Source organism: Bradyrhizobium sp. AZCC 1678, from assembly GCF_036924765.1.
Taxonomy (GTDB): Bacteria; Pseudomonadota; Alphaproteobacteria; order Rhizobiales; family Xanthobacteraceae; genus Bradyrhizobium; species Bradyrhizobium algeriense.
This window is the reverse complement of sequence record NZ_JAZHSE010000001.1, coordinates 3925483-3941843: the sequence shown is the minus strand read 5'-3', so window position 1 is coordinate 3941843 and position 16361 is coordinate 3925483. Positions and strand designations below refer to the sequence as shown.

General features: G+C 62.3%; 12 protein-coding genes. 5 read left to right on the top strand and 7 right to left on the bottom strand.

The window, feature by feature from the left end:
- Window positions 1-407 precede the first annotated feature (407 nt).
- The 5 genes from V1294_RS18515 to V1294_RS18495 all read left to right on the top strand — a co-directional run bounded on the left by V1294_RS18515 (window position 408) and on the right by V1294_RS18495 (window position 6224).
- Window positions 408-2147 (top strand): pyrroloquinoline quinone-dependent dehydrogenase, encoded by a 1740-nt coding sequence (locus V1294_RS18515; RefSeq protein WP_334481521.1) that lies wholly within the window; start codon window positions 408-410, stop codon window positions 2145-2147.
- An 85-nt stretch (window positions 2148-2232) separates the two neighbouring features.
- Window positions 2233-2592: a c-type cytochrome gene (locus V1294_RS18510; RefSeq protein WP_334481523.1), complete on the top strand. Its 360-nt coding sequence runs from the start codon at window positions 2233-2235 to the stop codon at window positions 2590-2592.
- A complete protein-coding gene (locus tag V1294_RS18505; RefSeq protein ID WP_334499140.1) occupies window positions 2585-3382 on the top strand; it encodes a substrate-binding periplasmic protein in 798 nt (265 codons plus the stop codon). Before V1294_RS18510 ends, V1294_RS18505 begins: the two co-directional genes overlap by 8 nt.
- Before the next feature lie 379 nt (window positions 3383-3761).
- Window positions 3762-5546 (top strand): alpha-amylase family glycosyl hydrolase, encoded by a 1785-nt coding sequence (locus V1294_RS18500; protein WP_334499138.1) that lies wholly within the window; start codon window positions 3762-3764, stop codon window positions 5544-5546.
- 207 nt (window positions 5547-5753) lie between these two features.
- Window positions 5754-6224 (top strand): VOC family protein, encoded by a 471-nt coding sequence (locus V1294_RS18495; RefSeq protein ID WP_334499136.1) that lies wholly within the window; start codon window positions 5754-5756, stop codon window positions 6222-6224.
- Between the two features lie 149 nt (window positions 6225-6373).
- Here the strand turns inward: V1294_RS18495 and V1294_RS18490 are convergent, their stop codons facing one another.
- The 7 genes from V1294_RS18490 to V1294_RS18460 all read right to left on the bottom strand — a co-directional run bounded on the left by V1294_RS18490 (window position 6374) and on the right by V1294_RS18460 (window position 16238).
- The gene (locus tag V1294_RS18490) at window positions 6374-8197 is read right to left on the bottom strand and encodes a S8 family serine peptidase (RefSeq protein ID WP_334499134.1); all 1824 of its coding nucleotides are present in this window, start codon (window positions 8195-8197) and stop codon (window positions 6374-6376) included.
- Between the two features lie 17 nt (window positions 8198-8214).
- Window positions 8215-8673, bottom strand: a complete 459-nt coding sequence (locus tag V1294_RS18485) for a hypothetical protein (protein ID WP_334499131.1) — start codon at window positions 8671-8673, stop codon at window positions 8215-8217.
- Between the two features lie 98 nt (window positions 8674-8771).
- Entirely contained in the window at window positions 8772-9506 is a 735-nt protein-coding gene (locus V1294_RS18480; RefSeq protein WP_334499129.1) for a hypothetical protein, read from the bottom strand.
- Window positions 9507-9986: 480 nt separating this feature from the next.
- A complete protein-coding gene (locus V1294_RS18475) occupies window positions 9987-11051 on the bottom strand; it encodes a zinc metalloprotease HtpX (protein WP_334499127.1) in 1065 nt (354 codons plus the stop codon).
- Window positions 11052-11434: 383 nt separating this feature from the next.
- Window positions 11435-12001: a hypothetical protein gene (locus tag V1294_RS18470; protein WP_334499125.1), complete on the bottom strand. Its 567-nt coding sequence runs from the start codon at window positions 11999-12001 to the stop codon at window positions 11435-11437.
- 259 nt (window positions 12002-12260) lie between these two features.
- The gene (locus tag V1294_RS18465; protein ID WP_334481538.1) at window positions 12261-14186 is read right to left on the bottom strand and encodes a potassium transporter Kup; all 1926 of its coding nucleotides are present in this window, start codon (window positions 14184-14186) and stop codon (window positions 12261-12263) included.
- A gap of 153 nt (window positions 14187-14339) precedes the next feature.
- Window positions 14340-16238 (bottom strand): potassium transporter Kup, encoded by a 1899-nt coding sequence (locus V1294_RS18460; protein ID WP_334499123.1) that lies wholly within the window; start codon window positions 16236-16238, stop codon window positions 14340-14342.
- Between the last annotated feature and the right edge of the window lie 123 nt (window positions 16239-16361).

Here is a 16361-nt window from a genome sequence, read left to right as displayed (position 1 = left end):
GCCGGAGTGACTGCGGCTTCAGCTCAAGGTTGCCACCGCCCGACAGGCGCTCCACAAAAAAACAACAATCCGGTCAACTAATGGGCGTGCGCATCGAGGGACATGTCATGGTGCAGTGCACCGACATCGCCGGGGGCAGCATGGGGCAGGCAAGCGCTGGCAGTGATCGCATGTGCCGCCGTGCTCTGACATGGCGCCCTCTTCGAAGACAATCCTTCGCCCGATCCTCTGCCCGCTTCTCACTCGGGCCGCAAGACGTGCTGCCGCTTCTTCGCGATGGCAGCCCCGCCGGCCCATGCCATCTATTTCGAACTTCCGACCCTAGGAGGCGTTGACGCCACGACATCCTGCCAAGGGTCGCGGACGAAAATTCGGCCCAACAAACAAACTACAAAGGGAGGACGCAGATGACTTTCCATGAACGATATCTCGCCGGCTGCGCTGTGCTGGCGGTGGCTGCCTTGGTCACCGTCTCGCCAACGCACGCTCAAGCGCCGACGCAGCCTCAAGACGCGGCGCTGAATGCCGAGGCTGCCCAGAACGACTGGCCGACGTACCACGGCACCTACAAGTCCTACCATTACAGCGGCCTCGACCAGATCAATACCGGCAACGTCAAGAATCTCGAGGTCGCCTGGATGCACTTTCCGGAGCGCGCCACCCGCGGCATTCAGTCAACGCCGCTGGCCCTTGACGGCGTGCTGTACTATTCGGGTTCCTACAGCCGCGTCTACGCGCTGGACGGCGCGACCGGCAAGACGATCTGGGCCTTCGCGCCGGAGCTCGACGAGGAACTGGTCGCCAAGCAAACGCACTCGCCGTACAACCGCGGCATCGCCATCGGCCACGGCAATCTCTACGTCGGCACGGTCGATGGGCGCCTGATCGCGCTCAATCTCAAGGACGGCAAGCCGGTGTGGGACACCAAGCTGCTGGATTCCAAGAGGATGACGGTCGGCTTCACCGGCGCGCCGCTGGTGGTGAAGGACAAGGTGATCATTGGTGCCCAGGGCGGCGAATGGCCCCATCGCGGACCGATCTTCGGCGTGGACGGCAAGACCGGACAGAAGAAATGGGAGTTCTTCACGGTCGCCGGCACCGAAGAGGCCATGAAGACCTGGGGTGGTGATTCCTGGCGGACCGGCGGCGGCGGCGGCTGGATGCCCGGAACCTACGATCCGGAAAGCAATACGGTGTGGTGGGGCACCGCCAACCCGGCGCCGCTCTACGACTGGGCGGGCGCGGACTGGAAGAAGAGCGGGCCGCGGCCGGGCGACAATCTCTACACGACATCGGTCATCGCGCTCGATCCTGATAGCGGCAAGCTCAAATTCCACCATCAGGAGCTGCCGCACGACGCCTGGGACTTCGACTCTTCCGTCGGCGAATTCGTCATGATCGAGCGTGGCGGCAAGAAGCTCGTCGTGCACGCCAACAAGGGCGGACACATCTTCGTCTATGATCGTTCCAACGCCAAGATCGAGAACGTCTGGCCGCTGGTAAAGAATATCAACTTCGTCAAGAGCATCGATCCGAAGACCGGCGAGTTGATCGGCCGCCGTGACCTCTCGGAAGGCAAGGTCGACCCGCCATTGTGCCCGGCGATCATGGGCGGCATCAGCTGGAACTCTGGCGCCTACAGCCCCAAGAACGGGCTCTTCTACCGGATCGGGCAGGAGTGGTGCATGGAGCTGACCGTCGAGAAGACCACGCCGATCCTGGAGCCGATGGCCCAGCTCAACCTCGGCGCCACGTTCAAGCCTGTGGCGCCTCCGGACGGACCGGCCCGTGGTCATCTTAGCGCCCGCGACCCGGTCACCGGCGCCAAGAAGTGGGAGGTCAACTACAAGTACCCGCCGCTCGCCAGCGTTCTCGCCACTGCGGGCAATCTGGTATTCGTGCCGGACGCCGAAGGCATCGTGCACGCCTACAATGCGGACACCGGCGAAGAGCTCTGGTCGCGCAACAACGGCATCGGGCATAATGCCGGCATCATCAGCTACATGGCTGGTGGCAAGCAGTACATCGCCGTACCGGCGGGCTGGGGCACCCTGGTGGGCGACGAATTTGTCGGGCTCTTTGGCGAGCCCTTCAAGAGCATGCCGAAGAATACCGGTGCCCTGGTTGTCTTCACGCTCAGACAATGACGATAGCGTGGGCGGCGGGGATCGATCTCCTTGCCGCCCTTGCGATCAAGACCCTGCCGCCCTTGCGATGAATGCGGATGCCGGAATGCGAATACCGTTTGTAATTGTTGTTTCCCTGGCCATCATATGGCCATGGCTGTCGACCGCCTCGTTTGCCCAACAGTCCACCTCGCCGGACGCTGCAAATCCGCTGCCGCAAGCCGAAGCCTCGCCGGACGACATCGAAGGCGGGAAAATGTTCGCCACGACCTGCGGCTTTTGTCACCAGGATGGCGGCCGCCATGCGGGCAAAGGTCCGAAGCTGTCGAAGTCCGAGCGCAGCGACGAATACCTCATCGAGCGTATCAAGAAGGGCAAGGTCGGCGCCATGCCCGCCTATGGGTCGGTGTTCACTGACGGCCAGATCATCGCGATCCTGGCCTACATTCGGGGGCTCGATGACTAGCGCGGCGTGGAAACCGCGATATCGGCTCGCCCGATACGCGGCCAGCCTCTCGCTGCTGATGCTCTGGAACGCGCCGGCAGATGCCCGCTCGCTGGAAACCGTCATCGAGCGCGGCGCATTGACGCTCTGCGCCAGCCCCAATGCGCTGCCGTTTGCAAGCAAGACCGGACCGGTCCCGGGGTTTCAGATCGAGCTCGGCGAGAAAATTGCCGAGCAACTCGGTGTCAAGCTGACGCGGGAGTGGGTGGTCAGTGCGATCCAGTATCGCCGCGCCGATTGCGACCTCGTGCTCGACGTCATCGCCCGCAAGGATACGCCGCCCGCGGGCGGTGTACGGATTTCGCGTCCCTACCATCGCAGCGGCGTCGTGCTCGCGGTGCGCAGCGATTCGCACGCCTCGTCGCTGGCCAATCTCGGTTCCGATCAGCGGGTCGGGGTACCGGTCGGCTCGCTGGTTTCGATGACGCTCGCCAAGGGGGGCGCCGCGACATCTCCGTTCGTGTTCGAGGACGATATTGTTGCAGCACTGGCCAATCGCGAGATCGAGGCCGCCGCCGTCACACCGATGACGGTCGGCTGGTTCAACCTGCAACATGCCGACAAGCCGCTGCGCCTGATTCCAGCGTTCGACAACGACCAGGATCTGAACTGGAATATTGCGGCCGGGCTGCTTCGCCCCGACGACAAGCTGCGGCAGCGTGTCGATGCGGCGATCGAGGCCCTGCTGGCCGATGGCACCATCGCGCGGATCTACGCCCGCTACGGCATCGAACTGCGATCTCCGCAGTAGGGCGGTATCGCGTTATGTTCATCAGGACGACGTACCGGCGCGGGATGATTTCGGCAGCCAGCGTCCCGATCACGGCGGATCGGCAAGCGCATGCCGTCGCGGCGCGGTGCCGCAGACATCCGGGGGACTAAGTCCGATGCCCTTTGATCTTCTGCAGAGGAAGCGAAGCCATTTCATGCTCTGGCGCCCAGGGAGCGTGAACCCGCCCCCTGCCCTTGTCATCGGCACGTTCATCGAGGGAAACCCGCCGAGCTTTCAGCCGCTGAACAGGTTCGATTTGGCGGTTTCACCGGTCTCGGCCGATCTATGGGAAATAGCGGCCGCAGCCTGCGGGCTGGCGGACAGCCGCGTCTATCACTATTGGTTTGAAGTCACCAACGTGAACCCGAAGACGCCGGTGTCGGCCCGCATCCTGTGCACGGACCCGACCGCCTGGACGGTGGATTGGCGACTGCGCGCACCGGCACTGCCGCTCCCGTTCACCGACGACGACCGCGGCCCGGCGGCCGTCGTGAAGTGGCGGGAAAACGAGCTGGTGCCCTGCGATCCCGCCGGCGACGAACCGGACTGGCAGAACGACCCGCGGCTCGACACCCTCCCCGCCAACAACCGTCTCGTCATCTACGAGCTGCCAACGCGCTGGAGCCGGATTGAGACAGAGGGCACCGTCAGCATCGCCGGCGGGACTTTCCGTGACGTCCTTGCGCTCGTGGAGCGGACCGCGGCACCGACCAATTTCGCGGGCGTAGCTGCGCTCGCACCCGGCGAGGCACATCTCGAAGACCTCGGCGTCAACGCTCTCGAGCTGTTGCCTCCGGCCGACAGCTTCGTCAACCGCGAGTGGGGCTACGCGACGAGCAACTATTTCGCCGCCGATTTTGATTTGGGATTTCCGAGAGGCCATGCCTCGCCGACGGCGTCCGCCGATCTTGCGGCGCTTGTTACCGCCTGCCATCGACACCGCCTTCGGTTCTTCACCGACGTCGTGATGGCCTTCGCGACACGGTATGCTTATCGGTACGTCAATTTCCTCGACTTCCACGTCCACCGTGGGACTGATGATCCGGAGGAGGACGCCCGGGACGACTTTGGCGGTGACCTCTTCAAGTATAACTTCTTGACCGACGCCTACGACCCGATCACCGGGGGACCCGCGCGCCTCGTGCCGGCGCGTCGCCTCATGCTAACCTGCCTTGCGCGCTGGATGCTCGACTTTCGGGTCGATGGCATTCGGATGGACAGCGTGCCCAACATCATGAACTGGGACTTCGTACAGGAGTACAAGGATCTTGCCCGAAACATATGGCGCTCGCGGTGGCTGGCGCAGGGCCTGCCGGCACAGGGTGCCGACGAACGCTTCCTCGTCGTCGGAGAGGATCTGGCGGTGCCGATTGATCTTCTGCGCCAGAACCGCCTCGACGGCCTGTGGAACGAAGAGTTCAAGCGGATGGTTCGGTATGCAATCATCGGACAAAATGACGAAAAGGAGCCGAGTTTCGAGTGGACGGTGCGCAAACTGATCGACTGCCGTCTGCTTGGCTTCGCCGATGGGTCTCAAGCGATCAACTACGTGACCTCGCACGATGTTGAGGGCGTCAGGAACGAGCGCCTGTACAATCTTCTCAACAACAATGGCGTTTGGAATACGGAGCGACGGATCAAGCTTGCATTCGTCTGTCTGATGACTGCCGTCGGCATACCCATGATTTTCGCAGGCGAAGAGTTCGCCGACCAGCATGACCTCGCGGTCGTCCATCCGCAAAAGCAGATCGATCCCGTGAACTTCGATCGCCTGCAGGACCCTTGGCGCCGGCGCGTATTCGAATATTGCGCCCGCCTCGTCCGTTTTCGCACGAGGTCTGGCGCACTTGCTGTCAACGACACGCAGTTCATCCACGTCGATTTCGAGGAGGGTAAACGCGTGCTCGTCTGGCAGCGGGGCCGGCCGGGCATCGACCACCCTGTGATCGTCGTCGCGAATTTTTCGGATTTTGAAACCGCGCTGCCGTTCGCCCCAGCTTCCGAATACCGCGTGCCGAACTGGCCAATGACCCCGCCGGGCATGCGCTGGCGCGAGATTACGCAGAATCGCGACGTGCCGCCCGAATGGGTCGACCGGGAGCCGATCTTTCCCTGGGAGGCCAAGGTCTATGCCTTGACCTGAGTGTATCCGCTAGCTGTTCTGCGGGCGTGAGCGGCTCATTCTCTACTATAAGTTCTCGCTGTAGCTCGTGACCTCCGTTCCCAAAAAGCCGAGGATTCTCATCGAACCCGACTTCGCCTCTTGCGTTGGGAGAGCCTAAGGATGAAGAGCGGCCGAGACAGCACGGCATCGATAGAACGGCGCGCAAGCCCAGCGAAAGGACGAGCAATGGTCAAGAACACGATTTGCCTGTGGTACGAGAAGGACGCGGAAGCTGCGGCCCGCTTCTACGCCGAAACCTTTCCCGACAGCGCCGTGGGCGCCGTCCACCGGGCACCCAGCGACTACCCCTCCGGCAAGCAGGGCGACGTGCTGACGGTAGAATTCACGGTCGCCGGCGTCCCGTGTATTGGTCTCAACGGCCCCGCGTTCAAGCATAACGAAGCTTTCTCGTTTCAGATCGCCACCGATGATCAGCAGGAGACCGACCGCTACTGGAACGCCATTGTCGGCAATGGAGGCCAGGAGAGTGCGTGCGGCTGGTGCAAGGACAAGTGGGGCGTCTCCTGGCAAATCACGCCGCGCGTGCTGACAGAGGCGCTGGCGGCCGGCGGCGCTGAAGCAAAGCGCGCATTCGATGCCATGATGGGCATGAAGAAAATCGACGTCGCCGCGATCAAAGCGGCGCGACGCGGCTGATGTTCACGCGCCGTAAGATCTGGTGGCGTCCGTTTGCGGTTTCAGAACGATCGCTGCGGTCCGACCGTCCCTGGTCCTGACGCTATTTTAAATGCGACGGACGCAACCGACTAAAGCGCGATTGCGATTCGACTTAGAGCCATCGCGCTTTAGCGTTCTGCCGCCAAACCAGCGAACGCCATTGCTGCCTTGAGTTCGTGGATGCTTGCTTTCTCGCCGCCGTCGGCCTGGAACGCCAGAGGTCCCGAACTCAGCGGCAGGCTACTCACCCTGGCCGGACCACGCGGCAGCTCGAACGGCATCACGTCGCTTGCGCCGAACTGAATCTGATCGAGCTGCCGAATGGCGCTGCGCATCTGACCCAATCCGACATTCAGCGGCACGACTGTCGCTCGCTGCTCAGACCAGATGCCAAGCGCACGCGCCGCGTTCGGTAGCCCAGCCCCGGTCTGCCAGGGATGACCGATCGGCTGCGCGGTATCCTTGAGAATCTGGAACAGCCGTTCGACGCGTTGCAAATCTCTGGCAGCGAAACTGCCCTTGAAATCACTGTGATCGGCGAGGATCAGGGCTGCGAGTGCGGTAACGTGGGCAGCCGCGAGCGAGGTCCCGTCACAGACCGCGTAACTGTCAGGGGACTGGCAGGCAATGATCGCAACGCCAGGCGCGCAGAGGTCGAGCTCGGGCCCGCGACAGGAAAACGGCGGTACGAAGAACCCGCCGGCGAGCGCGATGGCTGCCGCCGCTTGCGCCGCCTGCGGACTGTCTTCCGGGAAGCTTCCCGCTTGTCCGACCGCACCAACCGCCATGACGTTCGGGGAGCAAGCCGGAAACGGCACCGCTCCTGCGGAATTTCCGGCAGCCGCGATGAGGCTCATGCCATGCTGTTTTGCCTCAGCGATGCGTTGCTCAACCAGAGCCGAGCCGCGCTCGCAACCGAATCCCAGACACGCCACGTCGATGGCGTTCTGCAGGCAATAGTCGAGCGCCACGATCAGATCGCTGCAATAGGCATCGGACGGAAGCTTGCAGACATGCAGCTCGCTGTCCGGCGCGTAACCCCGTACGCCATGCGCTATCTGAGGCGCGGCACTGATAAGGCCCGCGCATGGCGTGCCGTGGCCGATTGCGTCCTTCGACCAGGATTTTGCTTCGGCGCTCCTGATGTCGATACCGTGATCGATCCCGGTCAATCGCTTGTGGCTGGTCGCAACGCCACTGTCGATCAGAGCGATCCTGACTCCGGCGCCGCGGCATTGCTTCGGGATCCGGTCAAGCTGCATGGCTGCGCCCCCCCAATCCAGCGCCTCCGACAGCGACAACGGTTTTAGGGTGAAGATGTTCACCGCATCGGCGTCGAGATGAGGCCGATGTTGCCACAGGCCCCAAAAGCCGGAACGCGGATTGACAAATATGGCAGCGACCGTGTCCGGCTGCTCGCCTTGCAGCGTCAGATCTAATCTGCCGTCGCTATCCGTCAGTCCCTGAACTGACACCTGCTCGCCGATGAGCCGCACCGCCGCCTGCTCCACGGGCGTGCCGGCTTCGCTCACGATCCGGATCGTCACCTTCAAATCCGGCCCGAACGCGGTCATCATCGCGGCCGTCGGGAGAACCGATGACGCGCCAGCGAATGATGCAGCTCGCAAATGGAGGTCCGGCTCGATGATCAAGCTGCCGGCCGCGGAGCGGCGCAGTGCGGTGGCGGCGTCGTCAGGTATGCGCACGACCGCAATTGGCGGGACAGTGGTGTCGCGCCGCTCACGGGTCCGCAGGATCTCGATGTTGCCGAACTGGTTGAGTTGCTCGGCCAGCTCTTGACCGCTTACGCCAGGTCCCGCCGGCGCGATCATGTACTGACTGGTGCGGGCCGGTTTGCGTCGATCACCGGCCGGCGCCGAGCGCGCGTCACGTGATGATTTGCGTCGGTCGCCGCTCGCCGTGGAGCGCGCATCATCTGAGCTTGCTGCCATGGTGTCGCCTCCCACCTTTAGTGGATTGAGGGTTGAGTCTGATCGGTCGAAGCCTGTCGCACCAGCGGAACGCGCGGATCAGCTGCGCGGACGATTTCGATCATGCGATAGGCCTGCCCGATCAGGTCGAAGGCCTGCGCATAGTCCCGCGCGGCAAACCTGTGCGCGGCTTGGGTCACGATCGGCACGCAGTTCTCCAGGCCGGCATGCTGTACTGCGTTGGCTGCGAGAAAGGCGGAAAGCGAGCGCAGCGATTCCGCGACCATATCGCCGATCATGTTCTCCGCAGCCTGACGATCGAGGACCGGGTTCGGTATCGGCAGGCTACCGGGCATGGTTTGGAACATTTGCTCAAATGGTTGAAACTGAAGGCGCATGAGAAGCGGCATCAAATTGCCGAGCAGCGCGACGAGCTGCTGAATGTCTGCCGGGCGTGGCTGTGACGCAGTTGCGCCAGAAGGATTGGAATCGGACATGGATGTTCTCCTCCGGAGGGAAGCATAACGGCAGCGAGCGCAACCGCCGCTTCGGGCGGCGGTCGCTGATTACCTTGCGGACTGGCCGCGAATTGCGCTCAGATCATCCGCTGTTGGCTATAGGCCTGAAGGTTACCTATGACCTGAGGAATGACGCCGATCAGCTGGCGCGTAATGTCGGCCATATCCTGCTGCGTCAGTTGTCGCTGTTGGCCAAAGGCCATGGGACCGCCGAACGCTGACTGGAACTGAGGTGCGCCAAACTGAGTGCCCCAGGCTTGCGCTGGATGGCCGAGACCGGGTTGGCCGAGGCCTCCGAGTTGCTGACCGAGGCCTCCAAACTGACCCTGACCGAGGCCGCCCTGCATGGCCGCATAGTGAGGTTGCTGCTGGCTCTGCAGCATTCCAACGATCTGCGGAACGATGGGCAGGATTTGCCGCACGACTTCATTCACGTCCTGCGGGCTCAGCTGCCGCGGCGCTTGGCCGTAGGCCGCGTAGCCGATTCCGCCGAACGGATTTTGTGCTTGCGCGAGCATTTGAGGCAGCGCCGGTACCAGTTGACGCACGACCTCGTTCACGTCTTGTTGCGAAAGCTGGCGCTGTTGGCCGCCCCACTGCTGGCCCCATCCCGTCGGTTGCCCGCCCCAGCCGGGGCTATATCCGAATGCGCCGAAGGGCTGCTGACCGCCGTATTGCCCATATTGCTGGCCGTAGGCCGCCTGTCCGAGTCCAACACCGCCTTGCGAACCTAATGCTCCCCATCCCCCTTGTTGTTGCGGGCCGAACTGTCCGAACTGCGGATTATGCGCGAGGTAATCAAAGTAGGTCATCGCCGTTCTCCTTGCGATGGTTGGTGCCCTCAGCCCAAAGTCCTTTGCAGAGCCTCAGCATGCGAGGTCCTTCGGTGGCACAGTCCGTCACGCCGGTTTGTGACGGCTTTGCATTTTTCAAATTCAAATGCTCAACGCCGGACAAATCGCAGCAATAGGTCATGTCTGCCTTGAGGCACGCGAACGGCCTTCCTCAAGGCAACAAACGAATGAGAAGCATAAGGCGGCAAAACAAAGCCGTTGAGAGATGCAGGAGCGGGTTTGTCGTTTCTTACTAGCCATCTCCTGGAGGCCAGCTACTTACGTCCGCTCAGACGCTCTGCGATTGATCACTGATTTTTCCCCGAACGCGCTCAAGCGCGAATAGTTTCGCGGACAGGCGGCGATATTTTGGTGGCAACTCTATGAAAATTCCAGGACGCGCGGATCTTGTCAGCCAGCCCTCTTGCCGAAGCGCATCTGCTTCGGCTCACGCGATTGCTAAAAAGTGAGGTTGAGTAGAGTACCGACCCGCTCGGAGGTAGCGGGGTGGCTGCGAAGCAAGCGCATGGGATCATGCCCGAATGCAGGCACAGCCATTGGCGCAGAGCCGGTATGATGGCGCTCCAGCTTATCGAGTGCGGCGATGAGTGCCCGCGAGTCGCCGGTCAATTCTAGCGCGGTTGCATCCGCATCCAGTTCGCGGACGCGCGACAGCGCCAGTCCAAGCAGCTGACCGAGCGTCGGAGCTGCGCTCAGCAGCGCAGCCAATGGCTGGCTTACCCTCATCGCGCCGTGGTTATGTCGCGTTCGCAGCAGGGCGAGACCGGCGAGCGAGGTCCAATCGATCGCACGACGCAATGCAGTCGCCCAGCTCATCGTCCAGGTGTCATTGTTGCGGATATGCGCCACTTCGTGGGCCAAGATCCCGGCAATCTCTTCGCGCGTCATGCCGCGCAACAGCCCTTCAGTTAAGACGATGGCGCTGCGTTCCGGTCCGCCGAGCGCGTAGGCATTCATATCGCTTGGCGCCGGTAGACAATAAAGCTCCGGCACTCGAGCCAAGCCGGCTCGGCCGCAAACCCTCGTCAGAATGGCGAACAACTCCGGCACCTGGGCGTGAGACAGCAGGCGGGCGCCGAACCAGCGATACATGCTCTCGCGCGAGATGACCGTGCCATCGGGGCGGGGGGCGGTTCCCTGTAACGCGCGCCGCATGCCCTCGGTCCCACCGACGATCCAACCACACATCGCGAGCAGCAACATCATTGCAAGGATCGCCAATGCCGATGATTGATAGTTCGCTGTCTGATGGGCGAGCCGCCGATGCCGCAACAGGTCCCGATCTTTCGAGTTCAGCTCGATACGGCATCGCAGGTAAACGCCTGCCTCACCCCACGGCCAATAAATCTCCACGGTAGTGCCGCACCGGGAAACCCTCAGCATTTGCATCGGCAGCGCGCAGCGCACCAAAGCGAGTGAAATGCCTGGCGTGAGGTCGACGACGACATCCCGCCGCGGCCGATGACTATGTAAAGCTGTCCAGCTTATGCCAGTGACAAACACCCCTGTTCCTGCCCCCTGATGCACGCCCAACGCGAAGGTTACGGATCAACTTGCGCCCTGTCATGCCAATTACATGCCATAGACACAGGAAACTTGCGGAATGCACAAGGGATACTACGGTATTAATGGGAACCGGCTTTGGTTGCGTGGCGTACTGGAACCCGCCGGTGAGCTAGACTAGATCGATCTTCTGATCGACTCAGGCCCGCGAGAGCCGCGGTCGGCACGCAGCCCGTTACCTTTGCGAGACTGATACTTCCTGCGACGGCTGCCTCTTTATTCGGAAACGGCTGCCAGGCTGTCGAAATGGCTAGACTAAGTCCGGCGGCGTCCATTTGCGGTCTCAGGACGATCGCGCCGGCCGGCCTTCCCTGCGCCTGACGCTATTTCCTCTGCTGCCACTGCATGAATTTTTCAAGCAGAGCCTGGGATTTTTCGGGCGCCTCTTTAGCCGTTCCAGCGGAGGCTGGTTCGGAAACAGCCGGGTCTTGGCCTTCTTGTATCCTTTGAAACTGCTTGAATCCTTGAAGCAGCGCCTGGGAGTCTTCGGTCGTCACCGGGGCCGGCGTCGCCGATGCAGGGGTTGAAATGGAGACGGCGATCTCCGAGGGATCAGTTTTTGACCTTGGAAACACGTTGAACAAAACGAGCGCCAGGATCGCAGTAACGCCGATCGCCGCGGCAATTGCGCCCGCAGTGGCGAGCAGTCCGCGTCGTGGACGGCGTTCGTAAACGAACTGGGACTCCAGCGGACGGGTGAATTTGGCGAAAGCTTCCTCGCGCATCTCATCATAACGAGACAAAGGGGGCGTGGGATGCAAATGGTCTGATCTCGTCTGCGGTGCCGCGTTGGATCGCGGGTTCGCCATGCCGCGCGCCGAGCGCGGTGCGTAGTACAGCGGATCTTCCGGATTATCGGAGTTGGAATGGTCGTTCGCGCTGAAACTCATTTGCGCTACTCCTCACAATGTCAGATCGTCGCATCGGAATATTGCCACTCAAGGCTTCCGAGCAAAGTCCGCATGAAATGCCGCAGGCATTCGCGCCCTGCGGCCCGCCGGGTAAAACTCCGATCCGCCGACCCCCGGCATCAGGAGACTGATCCAAACCGGGATGCGTGTGGAGTCAGATGTTCTGTTCCGCCCAAAAAAACAATCAAGCTGTTGCCATCCGGCGACAAAATCAGGCGGAACTTGCGGGCTCCCCCTCCTAGATCGTGACCTGCGTTCCCACTTCCACCACCCGCCCGGTCGGGATCTGGAAATAATCCGTGGCGTCGTTGGCGGATTGGCTGAGGCGGATGAACAGCAGATCCTGCCAGCGCGGCATGCCCGAATGCGCGGCCGGCTTCAGCGCGCGGCGGGACAGGAAGAACGACGTCGACATGATGTCGAACTGCCAGCCGAGCTTGCGGGCGATCGCCAGCGTCTTCGGCACGTTAGGCGATTCCATGAAGCCGAACTTCAGCGTCACCCGCGAGAAGGTCTCGCTGAGCTGCTCCATCCGCACCCGCTCACTATCGTCGATCCGCGGCGTCGGCGCGGTCTCGATGGTGAGGATGACGTTCTTCTCATGCAGCACCTTGTAGTGCTTCAGGCTGTGCATCAGCGCCGTCGGCGCGCATTCGGGATCGGAGGTCAGGAACACCGCCGTGCCGGGCACCCGCTGCGGCGGGCGCTTCTCCAGCATCGCCACGAGGTCGGCCAGCGGGAATTCGAGCTTGCGCGACTTCTCGAACAACAGCTTGCTGCCGCGACGCCACGTGTACATCAGGAGCATCACGATGCCGCCGAGCGCCAACGGCACCCAGCCGCCCTCGAACACCTTCAACAGATTGGCGGCGAGGAAGGTGATGTCGAGGAACAAAAACGGCGCGATCAGGGCTGCGGCCGCAAGCGGCGACCATTTCCAGACCCGCCAGATCACGACAAAGCCCATCATGGCCGTGACCACCATGGTCCCGGTCACGGAGATGCCGTAGGCCGCAGCCAGCGCGCTCGACGACCGGAACAGGACCACCAGCAGCATCACCGCAGCGAACAGCAGCATGTTGATGCGCGGAATGTAGATCTGGCCGGAATGGGCTTCCGACGTATGGCGGATTTCGAACCGCGGCATCAGGCCGAGCTGGATTGCCTGCCGCGTCAGCGAATAGGCGCCGGTGATGACGGCCTGGCTCGCAATTACGGTCGCCGCCGTCGCCAGCGCCACCATCGGGATCAGCGCCCAGTCCGGGAACATCAGGAAGAACGGATTTTCGATCGCCTTGGGATCGGCAATGAGAAGCGCGCCCTGCCCTAAATAATTTATCGCTAGCGACGGCAGCACGATGAAGAGCCACGCGGTCTGGATCGGCCGCTTTCCGAAATGGCCGAGGTCGGCATAAAGCGCTTCCGCACCGGTGACCGCCAAAAACACCGCGCCGAGCGTGATGAAGCCGATCATGCCGTGATGGAGCATGAAGGAAACCGCGTGAAGCGGATTGAATGCCGACAGCACCTCGGGATGGAGCATGATCTGCGGCACGGCAGCGATCGCGATGACAGCGAACCACACGCACATGATCGGTCCGAAGAATGCGGCAACGCGCGCGGTGCCGTGGGACTGGACCGCAAACAGCGCAACCAGAATGACCAATGTCAGCGGTACGACATAGTGTTCGAAGGTCACCGTGACGAGCTTGATGCCCTCGATCGCAGACAATACCGATAGCGCCGGCGTCAGGACTGCGTCGCCGTAGAACAGCGCACCAGAGATGATGCCGAGCAGCACGATCGCACCGCCGCCCTTGGTGACCGCACGCTGCGCCAGCGCCATCAGCGCCAGCGTCCCGCCCTCGCCGTTGTTGTCGGCGCGCAGCAGGATGACAACGTATTTCAGCGTCACCACGACGATCAGCGCCCACAGGATCAGCGACAATACGCCCAGCACCGCCTGCGGGCTGGCGGTGCCCGCGTGCCCGCTGGCCGCGACGATGGCTTCGCGCAACGCGTAGAGCGGGCTGGTGCCGATGTCGCCGTAGACGACACCGATGCTGCCGAGCATCAGGGCCTTGAAGCCGGCGGTGGAATGCGTTTCGCCATGACCGTTGGCCGCGGGCGTTTCCGCCGCGGTGACCGCACTTACAGATGACATGGGATTTGCGCCTCGATTGCTTATTGCAACGCACAATTCAGGACGGCAGGGCTATACTCCTACCGCGAACGCATAGGTTATATTGTATCTGGGCCCTTGCTATGCGTCCAACGCATAGATCGGAGGGCTTACCTGAGGAATCTCGTTGGTTGGTCAGATAGTTACCTGAGTTCCGACCTCCACCACCCTCCCCGTCGGGATCTGGAAGTAGTCGGTGGCATCATTGGCCGACCGGCTCATCGCGATGAACAGATGATCCTGCCATAGCGGCATGCCCGACTGCGCCGAGGGCTTTAGCGACCGCCGCGACACGAAGAACGACGTCGCCATGATGTCGAACTGCCAGCCGAGCTTGCGCGCGATCACCAGCGCCTTGGGCACGTTCGGCGATTCCATGAAGCCGAACCGCAGCCGCACGAGAGAGAACTTCTCGCTGATGGTTTCCATCTTGACGCGCTCGGCCGGATCGACGCGCGGCGTCTGGGCGGTTTCGATGGTCAGGATCACATTGTGCTCGTGCAGCACCTTGTTGTGCTTGAGATTGTGCATCATCGCAGTCGGCACGAAGCTCGGATCGGAGGTCAGGAACACCGCCGTTCCCTTGACGATGTGCGGCGGCCGCTTTTCCAGGCTCTTGATCAGGTCCGCCAGCGGCACCTCGATGCGCCGTGTCTTCGCGGTCAGAATCGCCGCGCCGCGGCGCCAGGTCCAGATCATCACCGCGACGGCAACGCCGAACAGCAGCGGCACCCAGGCGCCTTCGAGCAGCTTCAACAGGTTCGCGGCAAAGAAGCTCATGTCGATGATCACAAAGGGCACGATCACGGCCGCCGCGGTCGCCGCGCGCCAGTTCCACAGTTTCCAGACCACGACAAAACCCATGATGCCATCGACCACCATGGTCGTGGAGACGGCAATGCCGTAGGCCGAAGCCAGACCGCTCGAGGTGCGGAACAACAGCACCAGCAGCACGACGCCGATCAGCAGCAGCCGGTTGACGCGCGGCAGATAGATCTGGCCGGCATGGGTTTCCGAGGTATAGCGAACCTCGAAGCGCGGCAGCAGGCCAAGCTGCACGGCCTGGCGGATCAGCGAAAAGGCACCGGTTATCACCGCCTGGCTTGCGATCACGGTCGCAGCGGTCGCCAGCACCACCAGCGGCAGCAAGAGGACGCCGGGGACCAGCCGGTAGAACGGATTTTCGATCGCCGCCGGGTCGGCCAGCACCAGCGCGCCCTGCCCGAAATAATTGATCAGGAGCGCGGGCAACACAAAATAGAACCAGCCGGTCTGGATCGGCTTGCGTCCGAAATGGCCGAGATCCGCATAAAGCGCCTCGCCGCCGGTCACGGCCAGAAACACCAGGCCCATCGTCACCAGGCCGATGACGCCATGGGAAAGCATGAACTGGATCGCGTACCAGGGATTGATCGCGTAGAGCACCGTGGGATCGTCGCTGATGTGGATCAGGCCCAACACCGCCAATGTCGCGAACCAGACCACCATGACCGGCCCGAAGGCCGAGGCGACGCGCGCGGTGCCGCTGCTCTGCACCGAGAACAGCACGACCAGAATGAAGATCGTCAGCGGCACCACATAATGTTCGAGCGCAGGAGTGACTAGCTTGAGACCTTCAACCGCAGACAACACCGAAATCGCCGGCGTAATCATGGAATCGCCGATGAACATCGAGGCGCCGACGACGCCGAGCGCCAGCAACGGCCAGCTCCGCCGGCCCAACGCCCGCTGTCCCAGCGCCATCAGCGACAGCGTACCGCCCTCGCCGTTGTTGTCGGCGCGCAACAGCAGCAGCACATATTTGGCGGTCACGACGATGAACAACGACCACAGGATCAGCGAGAGCACGCCGAGAACGATGGTACGCGACACCGGCGCCCCATTCGCGGCGTGGGTGACGGCCTCGCGGAACGCATACAGCGGCGAGGTGCCGATATCGCCGAACACGACGCCGATGCTACCCAGCGTCAGGGCCAAAAAGCCTGAGGTTGCGTGCCCCTCATGGGCTTCGGTAGATGTGACGCTGACAGTCATGATGGAGAGGAACGTTCTCGTCGTTGAATTGATCCGGGCGGCTATCGACGCTTCCGCGCTACCTGTCAATCGTCGGACAAGCATAGCACCGCAGGCGATGCGGAGCTCACGCAAAGCAGATCG